16 protein-coding genes are annotated in these 22,648 nt (G+C 61.3%); 3 read left to right on the top strand and 13 right to left on the bottom strand.

The window, feature by feature from the left end:
- Window positions 1-79 precede the first annotated feature (79 nt).
- The 8 genes from HHL09_RS00245 to HHL09_RS00210 all read right to left on the bottom strand — a co-directional run bounded on the left by HHL09_RS00245 (window position 80) and on the right by HHL09_RS00210 (window position 9,602).
- Window positions 80-1,108, bottom strand: a complete 1,029-nt coding sequence (locus HHL09_RS00245; protein WP_169452499.1) for a glycosyltransferase family 2 protein — start codon at window positions 1,106-1,108, stop codon at window positions 80-82.
- On the bottom strand, window positions 1,105-2,139 hold the full coding sequence (locus HHL09_RS00240; RefSeq protein ID WP_169452498.1) for a polysaccharide pyruvyl transferase family protein: 1,035 nt from the start codon (window positions 2,137-2,139) through the stop codon (window positions 1,105-1,107). Before HHL09_RS00240 ends, HHL09_RS00245 begins: the two co-directional genes overlap by 4 nt.
- Window positions 2,136-3,401: an ABC transporter ATP-binding protein gene (locus HHL09_RS00235; RefSeq protein ID WP_169452497.1), complete on the bottom strand. Its 1,266-nt coding sequence runs from the start codon at window positions 3,399-3,401 to the stop codon at window positions 2,136-2,138. Before HHL09_RS00235 ends, HHL09_RS00240 begins: the two co-directional genes overlap by 4 nt.
- Before the next feature lie 54 nt (window positions 3,402-3,455).
- Window positions 3,456-4,274, bottom strand: coding sequence for an ABC transporter permease (locus HHL09_RS00230; protein WP_169452496.1), 819 nt, complete (start codon window positions 4,272-4,274; stop codon window positions 3,456-3,458).
- Between the two features lie 203 nt (window positions 4,275-4,477).
- A complete protein-coding gene (locus HHL09_RS00225; RefSeq protein WP_169452495.1) occupies window positions 4,478-4,897 on the bottom strand; it encodes a GbsR/MarR family transcriptional regulator in 420 nt (139 codons plus the stop codon).
- A 186-nt stretch (window positions 4,898-5,083) separates the two neighbouring features.
- Window positions 5,084-7,252 carry a tyrosine-protein kinase domain-containing protein gene (locus HHL09_RS00220; RefSeq protein ID WP_169452494.1) on the bottom strand — a complete coding sequence of 723 codons (2,169 nt, stop codon included), beginning with the start codon at window positions 7,250-7,252 and terminating at the stop codon, window positions 5,084-5,086.
- Window positions 7,253-7,315: 63 nt separating this feature from the next.
- Entirely contained in the window at window positions 7,316-8,110 is a 795-nt protein-coding gene (locus HHL09_RS00215; protein ID WP_169452493.1) for a polysaccharide biosynthesis/export family protein, read from the bottom strand.
- Window positions 8,111-8,162: 52 nt separating this feature from the next.
- Window positions 8,163-9,602 (bottom strand): hypothetical protein, encoded by a 1,440-nt coding sequence (locus HHL09_RS00210; protein ID WP_169452492.1) that lies wholly within the window; start codon window positions 9,600-9,602, stop codon window positions 8,163-8,165.
- A gap of 1,259 nt (window positions 9,603-10,861) precedes the next feature.
- On the opposite strand from HHL09_RS00210, the gene HHL09_RS00205 reads away from it, so the two are divergent.
- Both HHL09_RS00205 and HHL09_RS00200 read left to right on the top strand, forming a co-directional pair.
- Window positions 10,862-11,602, top strand: coding sequence for a PEP-CTERM sorting domain-containing protein (locus HHL09_RS00205; protein WP_169452491.1), 741 nt, complete (start codon window positions 10,862-10,864; stop codon window positions 11,600-11,602).
- A gap of 262 nt (window positions 11,603-11,864) precedes the next feature.
- Entirely contained in the window at window positions 11,865-13,436 is a 1,572-nt protein-coding gene (locus HHL09_RS00200; RefSeq protein WP_169452490.1) for a sensor histidine kinase, read from the top strand.
- Window positions 13,437-13,443: 7 nt separating this feature from the next.
- Here HHL09_RS00200 and HHL09_RS00195 read toward each other — a convergent pair whose 3' ends face one another.
- The 4 genes from HHL09_RS00195 to HHL09_RS00180 form a co-directional block, all read right to left on the bottom strand.
- Window positions 13,444-14,076, bottom strand: coding sequence for a response regulator transcription factor (locus tag HHL09_RS00195; protein WP_169452489.1), 633 nt, complete (start codon window positions 14,074-14,076; stop codon window positions 13,444-13,446).
- Window positions 14,077-14,389: 313 nt separating this feature from the next.
- Window positions 14,390-15,163, bottom strand: a complete 774-nt coding sequence (locus tag HHL09_RS00190; protein WP_169452488.1) for an SDR family oxidoreductase — start codon at window positions 15,161-15,163, stop codon at window positions 14,390-14,392.
- Window positions 15,164-15,308: 145 nt separating this feature from the next.
- Window positions 15,309-16,154, bottom strand: a complete 846-nt coding sequence (locus HHL09_RS00185; RefSeq protein WP_169452487.1) for a helix-turn-helix transcriptional regulator — start codon at window positions 16,152-16,154, stop codon at window positions 15,309-15,311.
- Window positions 16,155-16,265: 111 nt separating this feature from the next.
- Window positions 16,266-16,406 (bottom strand): hypothetical protein, encoded by a 141-nt coding sequence (locus HHL09_RS00180; protein ID WP_169452486.1) that lies wholly within the window; start codon window positions 16,404-16,406, stop codon window positions 16,266-16,268.
- Between the two features lie 463 nt (window positions 16,407-16,869).
- Between HHL09_RS00180 and HHL09_RS00175 the strand changes: the two genes are divergently transcribed.
- Entirely contained in the window at window positions 16,870-17,745 is an 876-nt protein-coding gene (locus tag HHL09_RS00175) for a PEP-CTERM sorting domain-containing protein (RefSeq protein WP_169452485.1), read from the top strand.
- 115 nt (window positions 17,746-17,860) lie between these two features.
- Here the strand turns inward: HHL09_RS00175 and HHL09_RS00170 are convergent, their stop codons facing one another.
- Window positions 17,861-22,645, bottom strand: coding sequence for a LamG-like jellyroll fold domain-containing protein (locus tag HHL09_RS00170; protein ID WP_169452484.1), 4,785 nt, complete (start codon window positions 22,643-22,645; stop codon window positions 17,861-17,863).
- Between the last annotated feature and the right edge of the window lie 3 nt (window positions 22,646-22,648).

Here is a 22,648-nt window from a genome sequence, read left to right as displayed (position 1 = left end):
GGGGGGGAATCTCATGATCCCGGACATCAGATCGTGCCGGGATCGCGGGGGGATGGCGCGTGGCTGCGGGGTCGGAAGATCAATCTTCCAGCGTTACATGCAGCAGGTGATTGAAGCGGCGGTGAAAGAGGGACTTGGCGATTCTCTGTCCCAAGCCGGGAGCCTTCCATGCTCCCAGATAGGCCAGGGCTTCCAAGGTCTTGGCGAAATTGATGACCCCGAGGCCGTGGTTCGTGCGGAAATGATGAAGGCATTCATTCCACGGCAGGCCGGCCGATCTGGAATCCCGGACAGTCCGGAGAAAGAGGGCCTGCATGCCGCGCTGACGCAGGCGCTTGCGCAGGGCATCCGTGGAGACATACCCGGAGCGGATCGCGTGGGTGAACATGCATTCAAGGGTCCGGAGAAGCTGGCCCCGGGAAAGGGAAAGCAGCTGGCTCTTCGGGCTGCTCATCTGCGTGCCGGTGGGATCACAGCGCCAGAAGTGATCCAGGAGCGGAACCTTCACGTAGCGCAGCCCCTTGGACAAGGCGCGGACATGAAACTCCCAGTCCTGGCCCTTGTTGATGGATTCATCCCAGCGGAGGGAGCTCGCCTCCATGAATGAGCGCCTCCACAGCGGACCGGCTGTCTGCCAGTTGTCGGAAGTGACGCCGAGGAAGCTCTCCATGTCGGTGAAGCGGTCGTCCCACTTGCCCCAGTATTTCCCGGCCATGTCGCCGGGGGTTTCCCCGAAGTATTCACAGCGGCCGATGATGGCGTCGATCCCCTCATGCTTGCCGAACTCTTCGAGCCGCAGGCGCACGCAGCTTTCAGCAAGCAGGTCATCGGAATCCAGGAAGAGTACGAACTCGCCGTTGCTATGGTCATAGCCGAAGTTCCTGGCGGCGTTGGCATTTCCCGAAGGGCATGCAAGCACCTGGAATCCGGCGAAGGCGGGCAGCGCGGCGAACTCGGCGAAATCTTGTTTGTGCAGCGCGGGAGTGGATCCGTTGTCCACCAGGATCACCTCGGTGCCGGCGTGATCCTGCGCCAATGCCGACGCGACCGTGGCGCGGACAAGGTCATGCCGGTTGCGAGCCGGTATGATGATCGAAACAGTGCTCACGGGCGGATGGGCGTTCCGAACTTCGAGGTCAGGATCGATTCACCCAAGCTGCGTTGCTCGTTGCAGGTCCGTGCAACCATCCCGGCGAGTTCTTCACGGCGGGCTACGATCTTCGCAATCGAGGAAGCGGAATCGGGACCGACCGGGACGATCAGGTCGGTCCACTTCAGGGTCTCGAAAAGGGACGTGATCTTGGCGTGGCCCTCGCTCACCAAGGCGATCGGAAGGGCTCCGTTGACCGCGGCGAAGAGCAGGCAGTGCAGGCGATTGCTCGCGACCACGCGGGTATTCCGATAGAACTCCTCATAGGAATCCGGACCCAGCGGCCGGGAAGAGCGGTCATGCGGAAGGCTCAGCCCGGCGGAAAGGGAGGCGACGAAAGCTTCGTCTTCATCGACCTGATGGAAGAAGGCGGGCCTGCCGAAGTGCTGGGCCAGCGTCTCGATCACGGGTGTCAGCTCATCCGCGGAGAGGTCGGACTTGTGATCGGGATTGTATTGCCGGAACGAAAGCGCCAGTCCTTTGGTGCGTTCTCCCGAGGCCGCGGTCAGCGGGGAGAAGAATGCCCAATCAGGGAAATAGAGTGCTTTTCCGAGGTGGCGGGATTTGAGGCTCGCCAGCGATTTGTGGTCCCGGACTCCGATGCAATCGTAGTCGTCATAGCGCGGATCATCCGGCTTGATCGTGATCGAGAAACCAAGCGCGATCTTTCTGGGCAAGATGAGGCGCTTGATGGAATCCGTGAGCTGTCTGCCACGCTTGCCGGCTGCAGTTGCCGCGGGCTGAACTTCGCCGAATCCGCCCGGCGCATCGATCAGGTAATGTCCCTTTCCGGAAAGCGCGGCGAGGATCCGCTTGTTCCGGGAGCTATGAACGAAAGGGCGATACTCTTCGAGCCGGTCCAGGAACAGGGCAGGATTCCATGCGCGCACCTGGCCGTAACGCGCCAGGGTCGAAACCATGTTGCTGGTGATCAGCCGGTCGCCGAGGTTATCGGTCCGGTGATTCTCCCTGACGGCAAAGTGGTTCAATTTTGGCGCGCGGTTGGGGTGATCATGGACCAGGCCTGCTCGGGCGCGAAGATGCCGAAGTTCGCATTCGGCACCACGCCGGAGGAGTAGATGTCCTGGTCCGTGACGCGGAAGGGAAACACGCTCGAAGCCAAGGTCGCGCTCGGGCTGCGCACGATCACTTCCACCATGTATTCCCCGGGCAAAAGCCGGAGGTTCTGGATCCGGCAGTTGTAGCTGCGGCCCTTGGTGGTGGAAAACTTCAGGCCCACGTGATGGGTGGATGCGGACATGACGCGCTCCCGCTGGGGATGCTTGAAGGCGAGCACGAGATCGAAATGCTCGCAGTCGAACTCCTCGGTGAGCTCGATGAGGAAGTTCGCGGTCTCCCCGATCGGGATCGTATCGCCCGCGACGCCGGTCGCCGCATCATTCATCTGGATGCTCTTTACCGGATAGGAATACTTGGGACTGCCGGATCCCGCACCATAGGACTGGTTATACCGGTCGATGGCGTCCTGCGGATCGTCGAAGCGCTGCAAGTGACCTCTTTCCAGAAGGCAGCAGCTGGTGCTGAGCGACTGCACGGATGCCATGTTGTGCGAGACGAGGAGCACGGTCCGGCCCGCGGTCGCCACATCCTGCATCTTGCCCAGGCACTTCTTCTGGAACTCCTGGTCACCCACGGCCAGCACCTCGTCCACGATCAGGATTTCCGGTTCCAAGTGTGCGGCCACGGCGAAGGCGAGGCGGACATACATCCCGGAGGAGTAGCGCTTCACCGGTGTATCGAGGAATTTCTCCACGCCGGAGAAATCCACGATCTCATCGAACTTGCGGCGGATCTCCGCCTTGCTCATGCCGAGGATGGCACCATTCAGGAAGACGTTTTCACGGCCGGTCAGTTCCGGGTGGAAGCCGGTGCCGACTTCCAGCAGCGAGGCCACGCGGCCATCCAGCACCACGCGTCCGGCGCTGGGCTCGGTGATGCGGGAGAGGATCTTCAACAGCGTGGACTTGCCGGCACCGTTGCGGCCGATGATGCCGAGCACTTCACCGCGCTTCACTTCGAAGGAGACATCCTTCAGCGCCCAGAATTCCTCGACCTCGTCGCCCTGCACGATCTGGCGGCCGCGGGCCATGTCCAGGGTCTTGCGGGCGAAGTTCCGGCCGTGGCGCACCAGGCTGTCGCGCAGGGAGTGATAGCGTTCCTGCGGGCCTTCATGACCTACCAGGTAGCGCTTCGAGAGCTTGTCGACGGAGATAACGACGTCGTTTGACATGCGGGGAAAAGGGGAAGGGGAAAGGGAGCCTTGGGCCGTGGGGCGGTGTGGTTGTTAGACCAGGTCGGCGAAGGATTTTTCCATGCGGCGGAATTGGCGGATGCCCAGCCACAGGAAGAAGACGGTGACAGCGATGCTGATGCCGAAGGTCCGCGGGTCGAAGGAGACATCCCGGCCGAGCACGCACCAGCGGAAGCCATCGATCACGCCCACCATCGGGTTCAGCGAGTAGAGCAGGCGCCACTTCTCCGGGACCACGGAGCTGGAGAAGCCCACCGGGGAGACGTAGAGGCCGAACTGCACCATGAAAGGAATCACGTAGCGGAAGTCGCGGTACTTCACGTTCAGCGCCGTGATCCACAGGCCCGGCCCCAGCGAGGCGAGGAAGGCCATCAGCACGAAGCCCGGCAGCAGCAGGATCTGCCAGCCCGGCAGATAGCGGTACCAGATCATCATGCCCACCAGGATGATGAAGCTGATGAGGAAATCCACCAGCGCCACCACCACCGTCGCCGTCGGGACGATGAGCCGCGGGAAATAAACCTTCGAGATCAGGTTCGCATTCGAGACCAGCGAATTCGAGGCATCTGAAAGCGCGGTGGCAAAGAAGGTCCACGGCAGCATCCCGGCGAAGACCATCAGCGCATACGGCGCGGACCCTTCCGTGGGCAGCTTCGCCACCTTGCCGAAGATGATCGTGAAAATGATCATCGTCAGGAAGGGCCGGACCAGCGCCCAGGCCACACCGATGATGGTTTGCTTGTAGCGCACCGAGAGGTCGCGCCATGCCAGGACTTGGAAGAGTTCCCGGTAGTGCCAGAGGTCTTGCCAGTAGTTCTTCTCGGCGCGACCGGGTTCGAGGATCGTTTGCATCAGGAAAGGGAATGGGGGGGAGAGCGTGCGACGACGCCCGGTTTCAAGTATTCAAGCTGCCGCCCTTGGTCGATTTCCGGAGAACTCCGGAAAAACCTGAATCAAAGGCCTGGGGGTGGGAGGGACGGATCAGAGGCCGGGTGAGCGGAACTCGGATCGGGGTGGGGTGAACAGGACCGGAAAAGGCGGGGTGTCGCCTTCCTTCAATTGCGCGAGCGCTCAAGGGCAGCCGTGGGAATCACGGCCTGCAGGGTCTGGTGCCAGTTGCGCAGGCTTTCCAGACGCTCGGCAAGCAGCGGGGAAAGCTCGGACTCCGGCACCGTCGTCGGGGAGTCCAGGATCCGCTGGCCGGCTTCCACGCCGCTCACGAAGTTCTCCTGGATGAAGCCGGTGACCAGGCGGCGGAGCGAGAGTTCCGGGCGGTAGAAAGTGCGGCGGTCATCCGGAAGGATCACCACTTCCACCCCGCGGATCCGCTCCAGCAGCTTCAGTCCGGTGGAAGCGCTGGCCTTGCTGCAGCCGGAGCGCTCGACCACTTCGGAAAAGCTCATCGGCTCCTTCGAAAGATAGAGGATATGGTAAATGAGGGCCACGGAGCGAGGGACACCGATGGTGTCCGCCATTCGGCAGAAATAAGATGCCAAGGCTTCGCTCGCTTCATTGTCGGCTTGCTTGTGACATTGAGTGGGCATGAGGTCAGGTAGGTTCTGTCTGCTTCCGTTGTTCAGCGGATTATGAACAGGGGGTGGGACGTGGTTCTTGCGTGATTGCTGGAAAGGGGTGGGACTCCGGGGGCTATGTAGAGGTGCTCAGGCGCTCCGGACCTTGCGGGTCTTCTTCTTCGGCTTGTCGCCGTCGTCGTCGTCGTGGCCATAGGCACCGTAGGCGCCATAGCCTCCTGAGCCGTCGCTACCGTAGTAGCCGTAGGAAAAGTTTTCGCCCATCAGGCGGCGCTTCTCGCGGTAGGCATTCACCACCACGCCGCTGAGCGAGCTACGATCTTCATCGAAGATGGAGAGCGCGCGTTCGAAGGCTTTCTTGCGGGTATACTCCGCACGCACCACCAGGCAGGCATTGTTCACCAGCGGCAGGAGGATGCGCGTGTCCGGCACGGACAGTAGCGGTGCGGTGTCCAGCACCACCACGTCGAAGTGGCGGCAGGCCAGGATCAGCAGCTCGCGGATCTTCACCGCATCCATCAGCTCGCCGGGATTCGGCGCGCGGTTGCCGGAGGCCACCAGGTGCAGGTGCGTCGTGCCCGGCACCGGGACCGCCACCTCATGCAGCGGTGCCTGATTCGCGAGGAAGTCGGTCAGGCCGCCGCCCGGTGGATTCCGGTCGCTGCCGAGCAAGCGGTGCAGCGACGGCTTGCGCAGGTCGAAGTCGATGAGCAGCGTGCGCTTGCCCTGGCTCGCCGCGGCGAGTGCGAAGTTCGTGGAGATCGAGGACTTGCCTTCACCCGGCAGCGCGCTGGTGAAAAGCGTCACCTTCCGCTTCGTCTCATCGCCCAGCAGGGAGACCGATGCACGCAGCACGCGGAACATTTCTGCATAGGTCGTATTCGCCGCGCCGGGGCGGAAAAGCAGCATCTTGTTCCACTCTTCGGGGCCGTCCTGCAGGGTGCCGCCATTGCGTCTCTTCTGATCGCGCTCGGCACGCTTCAGATCGCCCGGCTTGATCTCGGAGATCGCTGCCAGCACCGGCGCTCCCGTTTCCGCGGAGACCTGCGCCACCGTGTGGTAGCGGTTGTCCAGCCTGCCCAGCAGCAGCGCCAGGCCGACGCCCAGCATCAGGCCGCCCATCGCTCCGGAGGTCTGGATCTTCTGGCGGTCCGGGCCGGATGGCGGGCCGGGCACACGGGCGAAGCTGCTCGGCTCCACGATCACGTTCTGGGCATTCTGGTCGAGCTCGAGGTCCTTCTTCTTCGTCTCCATCGTGTCGACGATCTTCTTCGCCCGAGCGATGTCGCCGTCCAGCTTGCCCACCCGGGCGAGAAGCTTCTGCCGCGCCATCACCAGATAGTCTCCGGGATTGGCCGCATCATCCGGCAGGCCGACGCCCTTCCAGTATTCCTCATCCTGCTTCTGCGTGAGGACCGCCTTGAAGTCCTTCAGGAAGCGCTCCTTGGCGTCTTCCATCAGCGCCACCGCCTCAACCTTCTTCGGGTGCTTGTCGCGATAGCGCAGCGCCACCCGGTCGAGTTCGGTCTCGCGCTTGTCGAGCTCCGCATGGAGCTCCAGGGAGCGCTGGTAGGTCGCCAGCACCGCGGAGTCCTTTTGCTCCTGCGTCTGGGCTTCGCCGGATTTCACGGTGAGCAGGTCCATCGAACCGCCACGGCCATCACGACTGGCCTTGCTGACGACACGGAAATAGTAGTCCGCGATCTTGTTCGCCACTTCCTTCGCGACTTCCGGGTTCGGGTGGGTCACGGAGATGTCGAGCAAGCGCGTGTAGCGGCGGGTCGAGACACGGGTCCAACTGCCGATCATGCCGGCCAGCAGCGCGGGAGCCGGCGGCTCCTTGCTGACTTCCTCCTCGGAATTGTTGCCCAGCTTCTTGTCCAGCCAGTCCGGCATCCAGTTCACCGGCGCGGGCACCAGTCCCGGCATCGAGCGCAGCTGGTCATCGCCTGCGACCATCTGCATCACCTCGAAGGTGCGGATCTGCTCGGCCACCGTGTTCATGCCTTCGGAGCCGGACATGTTCACCTCTTCCGCCTGGCCGCGCGAAAGCACGGACGCCACGGTATGCTTCACCAGCAGCGTGCAGGTGGCGGTGTACACCTTCGGCTTCTTCGAAAGGTAGTAGTGCGAGCCGAGTACTCCCAGGATCAGGAAGAGCACGATCCAGTACCAGCGGGAGAGGACATCGCGCATCGCCTGCTTGATGCCGCGGGAGCCTTGTGCCTTGGCATCGTAGCCTGCCGAATCCTGATCACCATCGTCGTGAGCTGACTTTGGGGCGTGATAATTGGCCATGGGGGTGGGAAGTGGGAGAGTGGGTGAAGAGGGGGGAGAAAAGCTCTGGAGGGTGGTGGGAACTTACCAGATGCGGTCGGGGACGGTGATCTTGTCCTCGGGCTGCAGCATGTAGTGCTCGCTGCCCTTTTCGGTCATCTCCCGGAGATTGACCTCGGTGACTTTGCCGTTGCGATTGATCTTCACCGCCTTCGCATTGCCGAGTTCGGTGTAGTTGCCGGCCTGCGCGATCGCATCGAGCAGTGTCAGGCGGCCATCCGGCGGGAAGGCCACCGGGCCCGGCTTGCGCACCTGGCCGAAGACGTATGCCACCTTGTCCGCGTAGTTGCTGCGGCGCACGGTGATCTGGTCGCCCGGCTGGATCTGCACGGTGGAGGCACCGCTGATCGGGTAGGTGGAGCTGCCGCCGTCGACGCGCGTTACCGTCACGCCCTTTGGATCGGCATAACGGGTCGTGCCACCGGCCATCGCCAGTGCGGAGGCCAGGTCCAGCTTCGCATTCTGGGGATAGGGAAATTGTCCGCCACCGGTCACCGCACCGGTCACCGAGATCATATCCTGCGAGTAGGCTTCCACCGTCAGCGTCAGCTTCGGGTCGACCAGGTAATCCTTGTCGTAGAGACCGCGGATCTTCTCGTTCGCTTCCGCCACCGTCAGCCCGGCGATCTTCACCGGCCCGATGAATTGCAGCACGACTTCGCCGGACTTCAGGATCTTGGTCACCGCATTCAGGTCGGTCTCGTTGAAGACCTCCACGCGGATGGTATCGTTCACCTTCAGCGTCGCGTCGGATGGCGCGGCGAGGCCCGTGGTGACAAGGGCGATCAAAGAGGCTGCAAGCTGGTACAAGTTTCTCATGGTCGTGACCCGTTGGTTGGTTCGGTTCAGGAAGAGGGCTTGGTGAGGGAGATCAGAAGCCCGTGGAAATCTGGAAGCCTACCTGGTGGCCGTTCCAATCGCCCCGCAGGCCACCGGACTCATCCATCCACGAGTAGAAGACGGAGGCGTTGGCGCGGTTCGCGAAGATCGGCATGCCCAAGGAGGTGCGGAAGGTGAAGTAATCGCTGTCACCCGGTGCCAGCAGGCCGTTCGGGTTGCTGGAATCGTCCATCGAGTAGTTCAGGCTCACGTCCCAGAGGGCGCGCATCACCTGGCGGTGGTAGCCGAGGCCGATCGATGTCGTTTCCCGGAAGGAACCGGTAGCGGTGCCCAGCCTCGAGCCATCGGCAGAGGTGCCGTGGTAGAGGCGCAGGCTCATGCCCCAGAGCTCCGACCAGCGGTAGGCGACTCCCAGCGAGCAGTTGAAATCCGTATCCGAATCCCCGCCGCCGCCGTAGTCCGCGAAGTCGAGTCCCACCGTGCCGTCCAGCGCGATGCGGTTGCTCAGCTTGTACTGCGCCCGCAGGATGGGACCGATGGTTTCGCGGTCGTCCTGGTTCGAGCCTTCTGCCAGGCTCCAGGAAACACCCGGGCCGATCCGGAGCAGCGGCGTCGCCTGCCACATCGCGGAGAGGTCGAAGCTGGTGTTCTCGGTTTGGCTCAGGCCGGCCTCATCCGGATCCGTCCATGAGTAGCCGAAGCGGCCATCGATCGAGGTCTTCTGGCTGATGCGGTAAGACGCGCCGAGCGAGGTGTTGAAATTCATGGTCTCCACGAAGGCGCTGCCGTAGTAGCGGTTCACCCCCTGCTCCTTGGAGCTGGAGATCGAGGCATGCGCGGAAAGCGGTCCGCCACCGTCGTAGTTACCTTCCAGCGAGAGGTTGTAACCGAGGCCGTTGTTGTCGGAGTTCTCGAAGTAGGTGTTATAGTTCAGCGCCGCTTGGCCGATGAACTGGAAGGCCGCTCCTTGAGTCTGGAAACTGAAGGTCGGCGAGATCACGAAGGTGACCTCGTCATCCTCGTTGGAGGAGGTCTGGAAGAAATTCGAATCGTAAGTAAGCGCGCTCGAAAGGCCGAGGTGGAAGCGCCGTGCCACATCCTCCAAGCCGCTGCCGAGAGCGCTGGAAGCGAAGGGACTCACCGGATTGGTGAAGCCGCTCGGGGCCGTCACGGCCGGGGCTTGCAACTGCTGTCTCACCGGCTCCTCGGGCGTCGCGGGAGCTTCCGCGATCGGTGCCTCATCGGCGGGCAGCATCGGATCTTGGGACACCGGCTCGATGTAGACCGCCGGGACGCTCGTGGCATCAGGGGCCAGCGCTGCGGTGGCTCCCACATCTCCGGTGACTGGCTCCGGGAGGCTCCCGGTCTCCGGTGGCAAGGCAGGCGTTTCCAGATCCTGGGCGAGGGCGCAGCAGGGAGCGGAAATCAGGGCGCAAGAAAGCAGCAGCAGTCTCGAAGGGAGGGGGAACATGTCCGGGTGGGGGAGAAGTGGGTGGGGGAACTTGGGGGTGGGAGGATTACAGCGGGCGCGCCTCGGCTCTATCCGGTAGCATCCCAGGATCAGGATGCTCGTCCCCCGCTAGGGGATGGAGATAGGGCAAGTGCATTGAGCACATGCCTGCAAAGGCAGCTTGCTGTATCATGGGGGGTGGGGGGAATTCGCCGGGGAGGCGAAGGGTGTCTTAAGTCAACCGGAGGGTGAGAAAACCGATTGATGAGTTTTGAACTACAGGAACGCGGTCGAAGGTGGCAATAAAATTTGAGACACCGGGGGAATTTTCTGTCCGATTTTGCACCGTTTGCGGACTTTCCAGATCACCGGTGAACTTCGGGGGATTGGCCCCCTGAAGCGTTAGAAGAAGGGAGGTGGAGAGGATTCCCCTTATAAGTAGCACTACGCATGCCACGCCCCCCTACGCGATCGGTTAGGGTATCGCGGGCATCCTTTTCCATATGATTTTGCAATCTATCTGTTTGGTTTGCTAACCGTTGATTTCTAACGAATTGAGGAAAAATGGGGCCCTCTCCTTCCCGGCCTCGGAGTTTTTCTGAGAAAGGCCCCGCGAGGACCCTGAAAATTTCCCGGAAAATAGCTGAGAATTGATGATGCCCTGCCAAAGATAGCTCGGGTTTCTTAAATTGTTTGGTTGGTTCCGAAATAAGCGAATTTCAAGTTTTTTGCTCCTGCCAAACTTTGGGATGGATTTCTCTGTCCGCTTGTTGCTGAAGCGCCCGCGGTAAGGGTCGGGGTAGTCGTCGGGTATAAAATCGACATGTTTTTAGCCGGATAAGTGTGCGTATTGCATGTTCTCCTACGTTATCGCGTGTATTGTTGTCCCTTTGGTTACTTCATAACTGACGGTAGCGATAATCCGGTATCCTTAAATGAGCAGGCTATCCGACAACTGTGGGCACCCGGACGCCTCTTCGGGGGATCGGAGCTGCCCTCCCATGCTTTAAGGCCGGGCGATCCCCGCCAAGGGTCGATACCCTTTCTCGCTGAACCTCAAGTTCTTCCGCTTCGTCCGCGCTCCAGCCGATGAGCCCCCGGCCTTACGGGATCGGTCCCTTCACCAAGCTCACCGATCCGCTCTCCGAGCCCGCGTCCAGAACCGGGATGGGCAAGGCTGCTGCCCTCGCTGTGCCTAGCTACGGATGGTAAATGTTCGAATGAACATTTCCCCTTGAGGAAATTGAAGGGGCACGAAACCGCCCCTTTCATCGCTGCGCATGCATCTGCAAAAATGGTTCACCACATCCGCTGTCTCCACCCTCACCTTGCTGGCCGTTGCCGGTGCCAAGGCCCAGGCTGCTTATGTCCTTTCCCAAACCGAGAACTTCGGATTCCTGCCAAACGGCTCCCAGCAGGTGACCTTCGATAAGTTTGACGATCAGGGCGGCACTCGTGTTTTGCAGAGCGTCGAAGTCACGCTTGAGTTCACGAAGACCGGTGGAAGCCTGGCTGTGGACAATGATTCCGCCAGCGCGGGGACGATCGGCCTGCAACACACGATCAACGGCAGCCTCACGGTAGTGTCCGGCGGCATCAGCCTGCTGGATCTCGCGTTCAACCCGATCGGGGCCACTCTCAATGCCACAAGTTCGCTCGATGGACTCGGGATCGGTGCCACTTCCGGTGACCCGACCACCGAGTTCAACAACACCGGGCAGAGTGACTACTACATTTTCGCCCCAAGCAACCTCACGGTTTCGGCTTCCGGCACGATCAATTCGCTCTTCAATGGTGGCTACGTCGCCGCGGGCGGAAACAACACCTTTGTCCTGAACTTCGGCGCGCTACAAACCACTGGCGCAACGGGCATGGGAGGTTTGCAGCAAGCTTACGTCGTGTCCGATGTGCAAGGCTTCGTCACCGTGAAGTACAATTACGATGTCGTGCCAGAGCCTTCCGCCGCCATGCTCGGCTTGATCGGCACAATCGGGCTGGTGGTCCGCCGTCGCAGCCGCTAGTTCCCCTCCCGGCCCGAGTTCTTTCCCCCGGGGAACTCGCGGCGTCGGTTCAAAGTTTCAGCGAATAGAAGTTGCTTCGCGCGATCGGGCACAGGGCTTTCGGAGTCCTGTGCTCTTTCTATTCAGACCAGACCGGGAATGGGCGGAATTTTGGATCAAAGGTGAAATGTCAGGGGGATTCGAAGATGATACCGGATTTGTGACTCGGCTCCGGTCTCTAGGGCGACGGTCTGGCCCGATCGATGGAAGCTGGGCCAATTCCGTGAACCTCACGGTAGCGCTGGCGGTGGGCTATTTTCTCTTGGGCCGGCTGGCCTTCGCCATGGCAGTTTCCGAAGGCAGTGCCACGAGCATTGCATTTCTACCCGAGGGTTTAGCCCTGGCGTTCACCATCATCTTTGGACCGCGGGTGTCCTTGGGAATCTTCCTGGGACAACTGGTCCTTTCGGTATCGCTCGGAGTACCGGCCGCGGTGGGTGCCGCATTTGGACTCGTCAACGCGATCGGGGATTCCATTGGCGGATGGCTTTTCTGGAAATGGCGGATCTCACCTTCCCTTGGAAGGCCACGGGATGTTGTCCGGCTTTTCGCCATGATCGCGCTCGTCCTCCAGCCCGCTTCGGCACTCGCCAAAGCTCTTCCCAGGATGAGCATATCGGTGCCTGAAGAGGTCATCCACCTCTCCATCTATTCCTGGGCTGGAAACACGATGGGACAATTCTTGCTGGTTCCCATCCTTCTCACCTGGTGCAGCGCCGGTCTGCGCTTTGATCGCAGGGAGCTGGTCCGCAGCTCGGCCATTCTCGGGCTCTATGGCGCCGGAATCCTGATGTTCAGCTATTTCCGGCTAGGGGAAATCGACCGGCTCTATTGGTTCGCGGTCTTTGGGGGATTCTATCTTGTATTGATCTGGAGCTCGGTCCAGTCGGGAACACTTGTCACATCGGCAATTAATTTCCTCATCACGATGGGGTTCGTGCTGTCGATCGCCATCAGCCCCGAATCACTGCTTTATTTTTCCACCCAAGGTCGGGTGCTCTACGCCGATTTTCTGATTCTCGCAGGCGTGGCCTCCTCACTGGTCATTTCCGCGTTGTGTAGCCAGCTGCGGGAGAAAACCGCGCAGCTTATTCAGGCAAACCGCGCGAAGGAACAGCTCCTTGCCATCATCGGTCATGACGTGAGAAGTCCGATCGCAAGCCTGAGCACGGCACTCGATCTCGTGAAAGAGGGCAGAATGGAGCAGTCGGAGTTCTTCTCCATCAAGAAGCAGCTGAGGCTGGCGACGGACAGCACCCGGTGGACGCTGGAGAACATCATGGAATGGGCCACCCTGCAGCTCGATGAACTCAAACCTGCGCCAATGTCATGCCGGGTCCTCGCGATGGCCGAAGACGCGGTGGAGCTCCTGCGCGTCAATGCCGAATTCAAGGCCATCAAGGTGGTGATCGATATCGATGGCGATGCCATGGTATGGGCAGATCGGCACCACCTTGGCTCCATCCTCCGGAACCTCCTTTCAAACGCGATCAAGTTCACTGGCCGGGGTGGGCGCGTCAGGCTATCCGCATCCCGCGCGGGAGGATCCTGGAGGATCACCGTGGAGGACAATGGAGTGGGGATGACGTCTCAACAAACGGACGGACTGTTCGAAGAAGGAAAGGGGTTCTCGACTTCGGTCGGTACCGCGCGAGAACGAGGCGCTGGACTCGGCCTGCAGATCGTCTCGAGCTTCCTGGATGCCAATGGGGGGGACCTCTCGGTGGACAGCTTGCCGAATGAAGGCAGCGCTTTTCATTTCACGCTGCCACTTCCACCGGAGAGCTCTCTTTAGCCGGCAATCAGCGAATCTTCTCCGGTTTTAAACCGGCCGCCATCACGATGGGCACCAGCAGGGGAACCGCATTGACTCCCAGCTTCGTTAGGATCCGGGAACGATGAACTTTCACGGTGCGCTCGCCAATACCGAGCCCCACGGCGATCTGTTTGTTCAGAAGCCCGCGCACGAGCAAATCCAGCACGTCGAACTCACGCTCCGTCAAGGAGCCGAGCATCTCCCGCGCGTTCTCGGCTTCAGTCCGCGCGAGATGCCGCTCCCGTGAAATGTGGAGAGCCCGATCCACGGCGGAGAGGACCTGTGCCTTGATCAGAGGCTTCTGGATGAAGTCCACGCCTCCTTGCTTCATGGCCGTGGCGACCACAGGGACGGTCCCATAGGCGGACATGAAAATCATCGGCAAATTCCAGTTCCGGTCCCTCACGAAATTCTGCACTTGGATTCCGTCCATCTTCGGCATCTGGAAATCCACGAGAAGACACGACTCAGACAAAGGTGCCTGCAACTGTAGGAATTCCGTGGGATCGGTATACACCTCGGTGGCGTAGCCATGATCCTCGAGGATGTAACCAAGCCTGCCTAGGATCAAGGGGTCGTCATCCAGCAAATAAATCGTATTCTTTTTTCCGTCTTCCATTTGAGTTAAACCGTACAGGTCTTTGCTTGCGCCTTGAACCCGATGCTGACTCTCCGGGGGGATGCGGGGAAGGCCTGTCCGTTGAAACGGAGAATCAGTCATGAGGACATCCATTTCACCATACGGCGCGTGCCTGTGCTTTCTTGGGCATGAGCACGAGTTCCGCTGAGCCGCAGCCTCTCGGGGATGCTCGGCCGAAGAAGAGCCCTGCCAGCTTCGCAGGCTCAGCGGTGATTCCGCCGGAAAGCGGGACCCGGCAAGCTGGTTCCCAAAGAGAACAGCTGCACCAGGCCCGGGCACATCAGTGGGGAGATCAGCGTGTCGTGTAGCCGCCGTTTGAGAAAATGGTTTGTCCCGTGATCCACCAGCCATCGGAAACCAAGTGGAGAACCGTGGGGACGATGTCTTCGGGAGAGGTCAGGCCGGTCGGGCTATGCGCGCTGAGGGCGGCAGCGGTCTTGTGGTAGGCCACTGCTTCCGGTGCTTCCGCCGGATAAAAGAACGGCGTATCCATGGGGCCCGGCCCCAGGGCATTCACCGAGATCCCGCGTGAGCCGAATTCCTTGGACGCGGCACGGGTGAAATGCTCCACCGAAGCCTTGCTACCCGGATAGACCGCATAGAAGGGCGTGTAGGCCGCAAGCAGGGAGCTTACGATGGTGAGGACCTTGCCGTGGTCATTCAGCTTCAGCCCGGATTCCTTGATGAAGAAGAAGGCCGCCTTCGCGTTGATGTCGAAGCTCTGGTCGTAGTCCTCCTCGGAGACGTCGGAGATGGGCTTCTTGACCACTTTCCCGGCAGTGTTGATGGCGATATCAACCCCGCCAAAAACCTTGATCGCCTCGGCGAAGAGCAGGGTGTTGTTTGCCGGAATGCTAAGGTCTCCCTGCACGGCGATCGCGTCCGCGCCAAGCGCCTTGACCGCAGCCACGGTCTCTTCCGCATCCTTGCGACTCGAGTCGCTATTATAGTGAACCACCACCGCCCTCGCTCCCTTTTCCGCCAGCGCGCGGCTGATCAGCCCCCCGAGGTTCTTTGCTCCGCCGGCGACGATTGCGACCTTCCCTTGAATGCTGTGTCTACTCATGGATGGATGGAGTTTCGATTGGGCTCCCTTCTTTCGGCTGAGCCGGGAAGTGAGCCTCCTCACCATGGTGTCGCTTCCCTTGGCGTATTGAACAAAATGCTTATTAATCACCAGCCCCGGTGACGTGCATCCCGCTCTCCATAGCCTACCCGCACCGCCACTGGTGCGGGGTCATCCCGGTATGCCGCTTGAAGAGCCTCGCGAAATGACTCTGGTCCGAGAATCCACAGTCAGTCGCTACATGGCTGAGCGGCAGGCGAGTCCGCGCCAGTAGCACGCGGGCCTTTTCGATTCGCTCCCTCATGACATACTGGTGTGGCGAGAACCCCATCGTATTCCGGAAGAGCAGCAGAAAGCGCGAGTTGCTGTAGCCTGCAACTTTCGCCATCTCCTCAAGGGTGATCGTGGACGAAAGACGGTCCAGAACGAAGGCGTGAACGGCTTCCAGTCGCGACTTGGAGAGCCGGTGATTGCCATCGCGCAGGTTCTCACATTCGCTGACCAGGCTCCGGATCAAGGTGAGCTCCATCTCCCGCGCCTTCATCATCGGTTGCCCGGCGACATCGAAGCACATCATGAGCCGCTGGATCGCCCTGAGCAGGGCACCGTTCCGGAAATGAAAGCGCTCCGGCACCTCCGCTGTCCGTATCTCCAGCTCATCGCACACCTGTATCACCCCCTTCGGCTGCACGGCCACGAGAATGAAGCTCGTCTCACGATCCCATTGCGGACGGGTGAAGCAACCGCTTGGGTTGAGGATCAAATCCGCAGAGGAAAAATTTGCCTCCTTGCGCCTTCCCCGTCCGTCCGGGGACCAGGAGAGCGATGTCTCCTCCGTGGGAGCCACAAGAATGTGTTGGGATGGAGGGCGGTAGTTGACGGCATACTCCATGAAAGGAGCTTCCAAGCTTCGCTCGATGATCACGTGCTCCAATGCATGCCCGCTTCCGGAAACCCTTCGGATATGCGACTTGATGATCGATGCCGACACAGAGCCAAAAATACGGAGTGTGCCGGGCAATCTGCAATCTTTTTCCCGTCAGCTGCTGGCATTGATCCGGGCCATAGGGGAGACCGGGCACAAGAAACGGAGCGTGATTGGTTAGATCCTGTTAGCATGGAACGCGGCGATGGCTTCGGGCTGGAGAATCTGGATGCTTGAAACGGCACCGGAGAACTTGAGGTTGTCGAAGATGTTAGCCGCGTATCCCGGGTAGAGGCCGATGGTCACGGTTCGTACCACCGGGTGATGGCCCTTTCGCGATTTGCGTGGTCATCGTCACGGGCGTGCTGCCGCCTGATGATGGAGTAGGCTGTCGATGACGCGAACAGGGTGCTCTCGTTAGAGTGACTTGGGGTGATGTCCTTGGATGGTGAGATATTATTTCCAGTCGTCGGTGACGCCCATTGGTCGGTAAACAGGTTTTCTCATGCAGTTGAATAAAATGACTTTTATTTTCAGTCGCGCCGCACGAGTTCTCGCCGGATGGGCTGTTTGAAATGAGAGCCGGATCGAAGATGGAAACTGAAGCGCTTTCAAAGATGCCTGGTCTTTGTGGTTCTGGTCGTTAGTGATTTAGGCGCTTATCGAGATGTCGCCAACGCGACACGAATTCGAATCGTGACGAGGTGAGGCTCTCAGGGATGGAGTCTAACAGCAGGCGATGTCTAGCAGGTCACTCCCGATTTTTTACTTGAGGCCTTAGTTGGGTTTGGATGACTTCAGGAACCCTTACAGTTATTCAATGAAGATTAGAACGATATCTCGATATTGCTGTTATCCGAGGCTGTCACGGCATTCCGTTGCGTTGGTTGCCTCGGGGATCGGTGTCGCGGCTTTGATCGCCAGCTCACAGGCTCAGGATACGGGCCGATGGGATCTAACAGAATGGAATGGCGTCATCGAATACACCTCGGAACCGGATGGCAGCCAGGGATTTCATCCTACGACCCAGATCCATTCTTCAGGAGGTGTTGCGGTCGCGCTGAATTTTTCCGCGAACATTGTCAACGCGGAGCAATATTTCCCTTCCTTTGAAGCCAACTCGATCACCACTTCCTATAGCCCGGGGGAGGCGTCCTGGGTAGAAGACCTTGGATTCACCCTTGATCAGTCCGTTGACTTTGGACCTTCCTCTGGCCAGACATCGGCGGCTGAAAACGGTTGGCTCTCTTATGGTCTGAGCGGCATAAGCGGCGAGGACCTCAGCTTTACCAGCTCGACGATCACATTCACACTCGAAGGAGGCGGGATCTTCACCGCCTTCGGTGGATCGGGTCTGGGAAATTATGAAATCAGCGGAGTGGGGACCAATGTGGTGACTGCCGTGTGGAATTCATCACTCGGCTTCGATTCAGCCAGCATCTTGTTCGATGACATCAAGCTTTCCGGCCCTATTTCCGGGTATTCCGTTTTGAGCGCACACGAGAGCCTTACGGAGAACGAGGTCTATTCCAGTCAGGTCGCGGTCCAGCTTGGAGAAGGGGCGACGGTTGTTCCTGAACCTTCCAGCGCCCTGCTCGCCGGCTTGGCGGGCTCCTTTTGCCTTCTGCGCCGCCGGAGGTCTTCGGTAGCTTCTTGAACCCCATTGGAATCGTCTCGGCCTCCATCCGGGCCTCTGACATCTACGATGCAGATTGGGCATTGCGGTGCCCAATCTGTTTTTGTGGGAAGATGTCGCTCCGCTTGGGTCCGTCTTACGGGATCGGTCCCTTCATCAGGCGGAAGAAGAGCTTGGGATCGACTCCCTTGTTGATCGGCAGGCTTACCGATCCGCTCTCCGAGCCCGCGGTAAATTCCGATCCGGGCACCGGCGTGAAGTTCGACAAGGTCGGGCTGGACTCCACGTGATACACTTGGCCTGCCACCAGCTTCCCGTAATTCAGCGTGATGCCCGTGGCCCCCACATTCACGGCGGAGCCGCGGAAAGTCGGCTGCGTGCCCACTTCCTCCGGACCCACCGCGAAGTGATCCAGCACCTGCGTCCGGGTCAGCGAGCCTTTCCAGATCCGCAGCTCGTCGATCTGGCCGTCGAAGTCCGGATCGCCGAAAGCCACCGCGGCTCCGAGGAAGAATTGGTCGATGTTCAAGCCGCCCAGGTTCTTGCCGCCCATGGTCGAGAGGAAGGTCTTCAGCGTGCCGCCCACCGGGCCGATCCGCAGCACCAGCCGGTTGTTCGGCACGTCCCAGGTCGCGGCGAAGTAATGCGGTGTGGCATTTGGCAGCGGTGTCCCGCCCAGCACCCGCGCTTCGCCATTCCCCGGATTGATCGAGGCGCTCGGCACGTTGCCATCGATCCCGCGCTTCGGCGTGATGTCGATGTAGTTGCCGCCCGTGCTCAGGCCCAGCATCAGGAGCTTCGACCAATCCTGCGCGGTGTCCTGCGTGAACCATCCCTCGATCGTCAGCGCGCTGGCACCATCGATCGTCGAGGCCAGCTCGGCGAGGGATGCCCCCTGGGCCCGTGCATGGTTCGTTCGCGTCGCGCCTCCCGGGAGGTTCAGCTTTCCACCCGTCACCGATGCGGTGCCCACCAGGCTCAGGTTCGCCGTGCCCACGGAGTCCGCAAGGTTTCCACTGAAGGAATAGCGGTGCGTGAGCAGTGCCGGCGGTACCGCCGGTGCGCTGTTCGGGTCCGTCGGATTTGTTCCGGCATTCACCTCCGCCAGATCGCTGAAGCCATCGTGGTCGGTGTCATTGTCCAGCGGGCTGGTGCCGGCCAGCGGCTCCGCCGTATCGAGCAGGCCATCGCCATCGAAGTCCTTCGCCGGTCCCAGGACGTGCAGCGTATGGATGCCGGGGAAGGACATCTCCCACTCGTCCGGCAGCCCGTCGCCATCGGCATCGCCGGCCGGTTGCACCGGACCCGCAGCGAAGTTCGTCGCGATCTGCGCATTCGAAAGCACGCCCTTCCACACCCGGACCTCATCGATCTGGCCGTCGAAATTCGGATCGTCGAATTGCACCGCCGCGCCGATGCGGAATTCATTCACCAGGAGCTGGGACAGCTTCTTGCCGCCCATCGGCGTGGTGAAGGTGCTCAGCGTGCCACCCACCGGGCCCATCCGCAGCGTGAGCAAATCCGTCAGCGGATTCCAAATCGCAGCGGCATAGTACTTCGTGCCATTCACCAGCGCGGTCCCGTTTGGCCCGCCGATCGCCGTGCTTTCGCCCGCGCCCGTATTGAAGGATGCGCTGGAGACATTGTTGTTCACGCCGCGGCGCGGGGTGAGGTCGATGTAGTTTCCGTCCGAACCCTTGCCGGCCATCACCACCTTCGCCCAGTTCTGCGCCACATCCTGCTTGAACCAGGCCTCGATGCTCACCGCGTAGGCGTTCTGGATTGTCGCGGCGACTTCCGCCAGCGCGGGGCCTTCGGCATAGGCCTGGCTGTCGCGCGGCGGGCCGCCCGGCACATCCAGGCTGCCATTGGCCACGCTCGCCCCGCCCTTCAGCGTCAGGTCCGCCGTGCCCACGATGTCGATCGCGCCGGCATTGAAGCCATAGCGGTGCGCCAGCTTCGCGGAGGGCCCGCTGTTCGGGTCATTCGGGTTCGTGCCTTCCGCTCGCTCCAGCAGGTCGCTGAAGCCATCGTTGTCGCTGTCGGTCTTCGTCGGGTTCGTGCTGCCGCTGCCGCCGTTGTATTCGTCGTAGTCGGAGAGTCCGTCGCCATCGTAGTCGCCGCTGCCCGCACCGGAGCCGCTCTTCGCGTAGCGGTTGCCATCGAGCATCGTCAGGTTGTTGATGCCCGTGAAGGAAAGCTCCCACGAATCCGGCAGGCCATCGAGATCGCTATCACCGGAGGGATTCGGACCGGCTGCGAAGCTCTTCGCGATCCGGCTGTCGCTGGGCACGCCGCGCCAGATGCGGAATTCATCGAGCTGCCCATCGAAATCCGGGTCAGGCCAGAAGACCGCGGAGCCCAGGAAAAACTGGCTGATCTCCAGGTCCTCGAGTTTCCTGCCGTTCATCGGCTCGCTGACCGTCGTCAGGCTGCCGCCGACCGGGCCGACCTTCAGCGTGATGCAGTCCGTCACCTCGTCCCAGATCGCGGCGACGTAGTATTCCACGTTCGGCCACATCGCGCTGCCGCCCTTCACGTTCGATTCCCCGCCGGAGTTCTTGCGGATCGAGATGCTGGAAACATTTCCATCCGACCCGCGGCGTGGCGTGATGTCGAGGTAGTCCGCACCCGAAGCCGTGCCGGCCATGAAGAGCTTGGCGAAATTCTGGAAGGTATCCTGGTTGAACCACGCCTCCATCGTCACCGCCGTGGAGCCATGGATCGTGGCTGCCAGCTCGGCCAGACCCGCACCCTGCGCGGTCGCGTGGTTCGTGCGCGTCAGCCCGCCCGGGAGGTCCAGCTTGCCGCCGCTCACGGTGGCGCTACCGGCCAGGCTGAGATGCGCCGTGCCGATGGAATCGTTCGTGCCGGTCGTGAAGGAATAGCGGTGCTTCAGGATCGCCGGGGACGTGGCACCCGTATCGATCACCGTCACCACCACGCGGATGGTTTCATTCAGCGCGGGCTGCGCGGCATCCGTGACCTGCACCAGCAGCTCCATCACCGCGGGATCATCCCAGCCGGAGGAAAGCAGGCTGAAGTCGAGCCGCGTGGGATTTGCCACCGTGATCGCGCCGGTCACCGGATTGATTGCGAAGCTGCTGCCGCTGTTGCCCGGGACAATCGAGAAGGCGAGGGGATTCGCGCCGTGATTCTTGTCCGGCGTCACCGTGCCCACCGCCGTGCCCACGGGCGCGAATTCATTCACCGAGAAACGATCCGGCGAGATCGCTCCCGCGATGTTGCCATCGATCACATAGTGGCCCAGCGAGCCGTAGTCCGAATAGCCATCGGCCAGCACATCGCCACGGCCCGTGCCATCGATGTGGAGGGTGTAGGTCCCCGCCGCGAGGTTGAGGTTGAAGGATGCATCGATCCCCGGATCCGGGTTCGAGGTGGCGATCACGGAGCCTCCCGCATTGCGCAGCTCCGCGCTGATATCCAGGTTCGGACCTTGGTTCAGCGGCTTGATCGCGATCGCCGCGCTGCCGCCGGTGGTGGTGAATTTATAGACATCCACATCGCTGCGGGTGCCGATGATCCCGTCGTCGTTGATCGTCGTGCCAAAGAGCTCCAGCGGGCTGGCCGTGGCCGGGCTGTCGCCGCTGTCATCCGCACGGAAATCCACCGCATTGAAACTATCCATCACCGCCAGGTCATCCTGCTTCTGGTCGGCGCGGGCATACTCGCCCTTCGACCACTGGCTGAGGTTCTGGTAATACCCCACGCCCATGATCGGTGCCCAGCCGGAGTGGCCGCCATAGTAGCCCTCCGCGTCGCTGGTCCCTTCCGCCACGCGTCCATCGTGGCCTAGCCCCAGCGTGTGGCCCACTTCATGGGAGATCACTTCCGCGCTGTTCTTCCCGGTCGTGTAGAAGGCCCAGCACGGCGTGTCGCCATCCCAATTCCATGAGCCGATGTAAGCGACCCCGCCGGCGCCGGGCGCGGCATTCGTGGTCGGCGTGATGATGCAGCGCTGGCGGGAAGTCTCCGGCGCATCCAGGTAGATCTGGAGGTCCGTGGTGACATTGATGTTGAAAGGCGCGAAGTCCTCCGCCACGCGCGACCACACCTCGAAGATCTGCGCGTTGTTCGAGCCGGAGGGCGCGGCATCGAAATTTCCCCAGCCCTCGAAGGGGCCCTCCTCGCCATCGAAGTCGAGATACACCACGCCCGTCGCCCGCGGCAGGCTTTGCAGCGGGATCACGCCGTTCTGGTACGCCGGGATCTGCGCATCCGTCGGATGCTCGTCCGGCAGCAGGTATTCCGCCTCCGGGGCATTCTCCGCCAGCGGGATCGCCTGAGGCTTCGCGTAGTTCACGCAGCTCACGCCATCGGCATGGGCATAGGTCAGCTGCGGGCTGCCATCCTCCGCTTGTTCGAAAAGATAGCCATAGCTCTCCGCGGGAAAGCGGATCGCCCCGGCATAGCGTCCCGAGGGCGTGCCCTCCGGCTGGCGGCGGAAAAGGAAGCGTCCCTCCGCAGGCGCGGTCATCCGGCCCTCGCTCATCACCCAGTTTCCCGCGGCGTCCAGCTCCACCCGCTCGACGACCGCCACGCCTTCCTTGCCGTCCGGCAGCGCGAGCCCGAAGCTCCCGCCTTTCTCCTTCATTCCCTCGAAGTACGAAGCTTGTAGTACTTTCGAAAGCCGCACCGGCTCCGTGTGCGGCTTCCCGGCCGCGCAGCTGATGCAGTCGCCGCCATGCAAGTGCGGCACCTTCCGCCCGGCATCGGATGCCAGCGCGGGAAGATCCGCCTGCGCCACCCGCGCGGCTTCCGCCAACGGCGATTTCTCCGCAATCGGCCCTTGGCCCGGGCTCAGATCCGGCGGCTGTTGGGCAGGACGCTGCACAACACCAATCATCGCGAGACCTACAGGGATTAGGGTCCCGAGCAGGACGAGCTGGGCTTTCTTCACGAG

It is taken from the genome of Luteolibacter luteus (assembly GCF_012913485.1).
GTDB lineage: Bacteria > Verrucomicrobiota > Verrucomicrobiia > Verrucomicrobiales > Akkermansiaceae > Haloferula > Haloferula lutea.
This window is presented reverse-complemented; position numbering and strand designations above follow the sequence as displayed.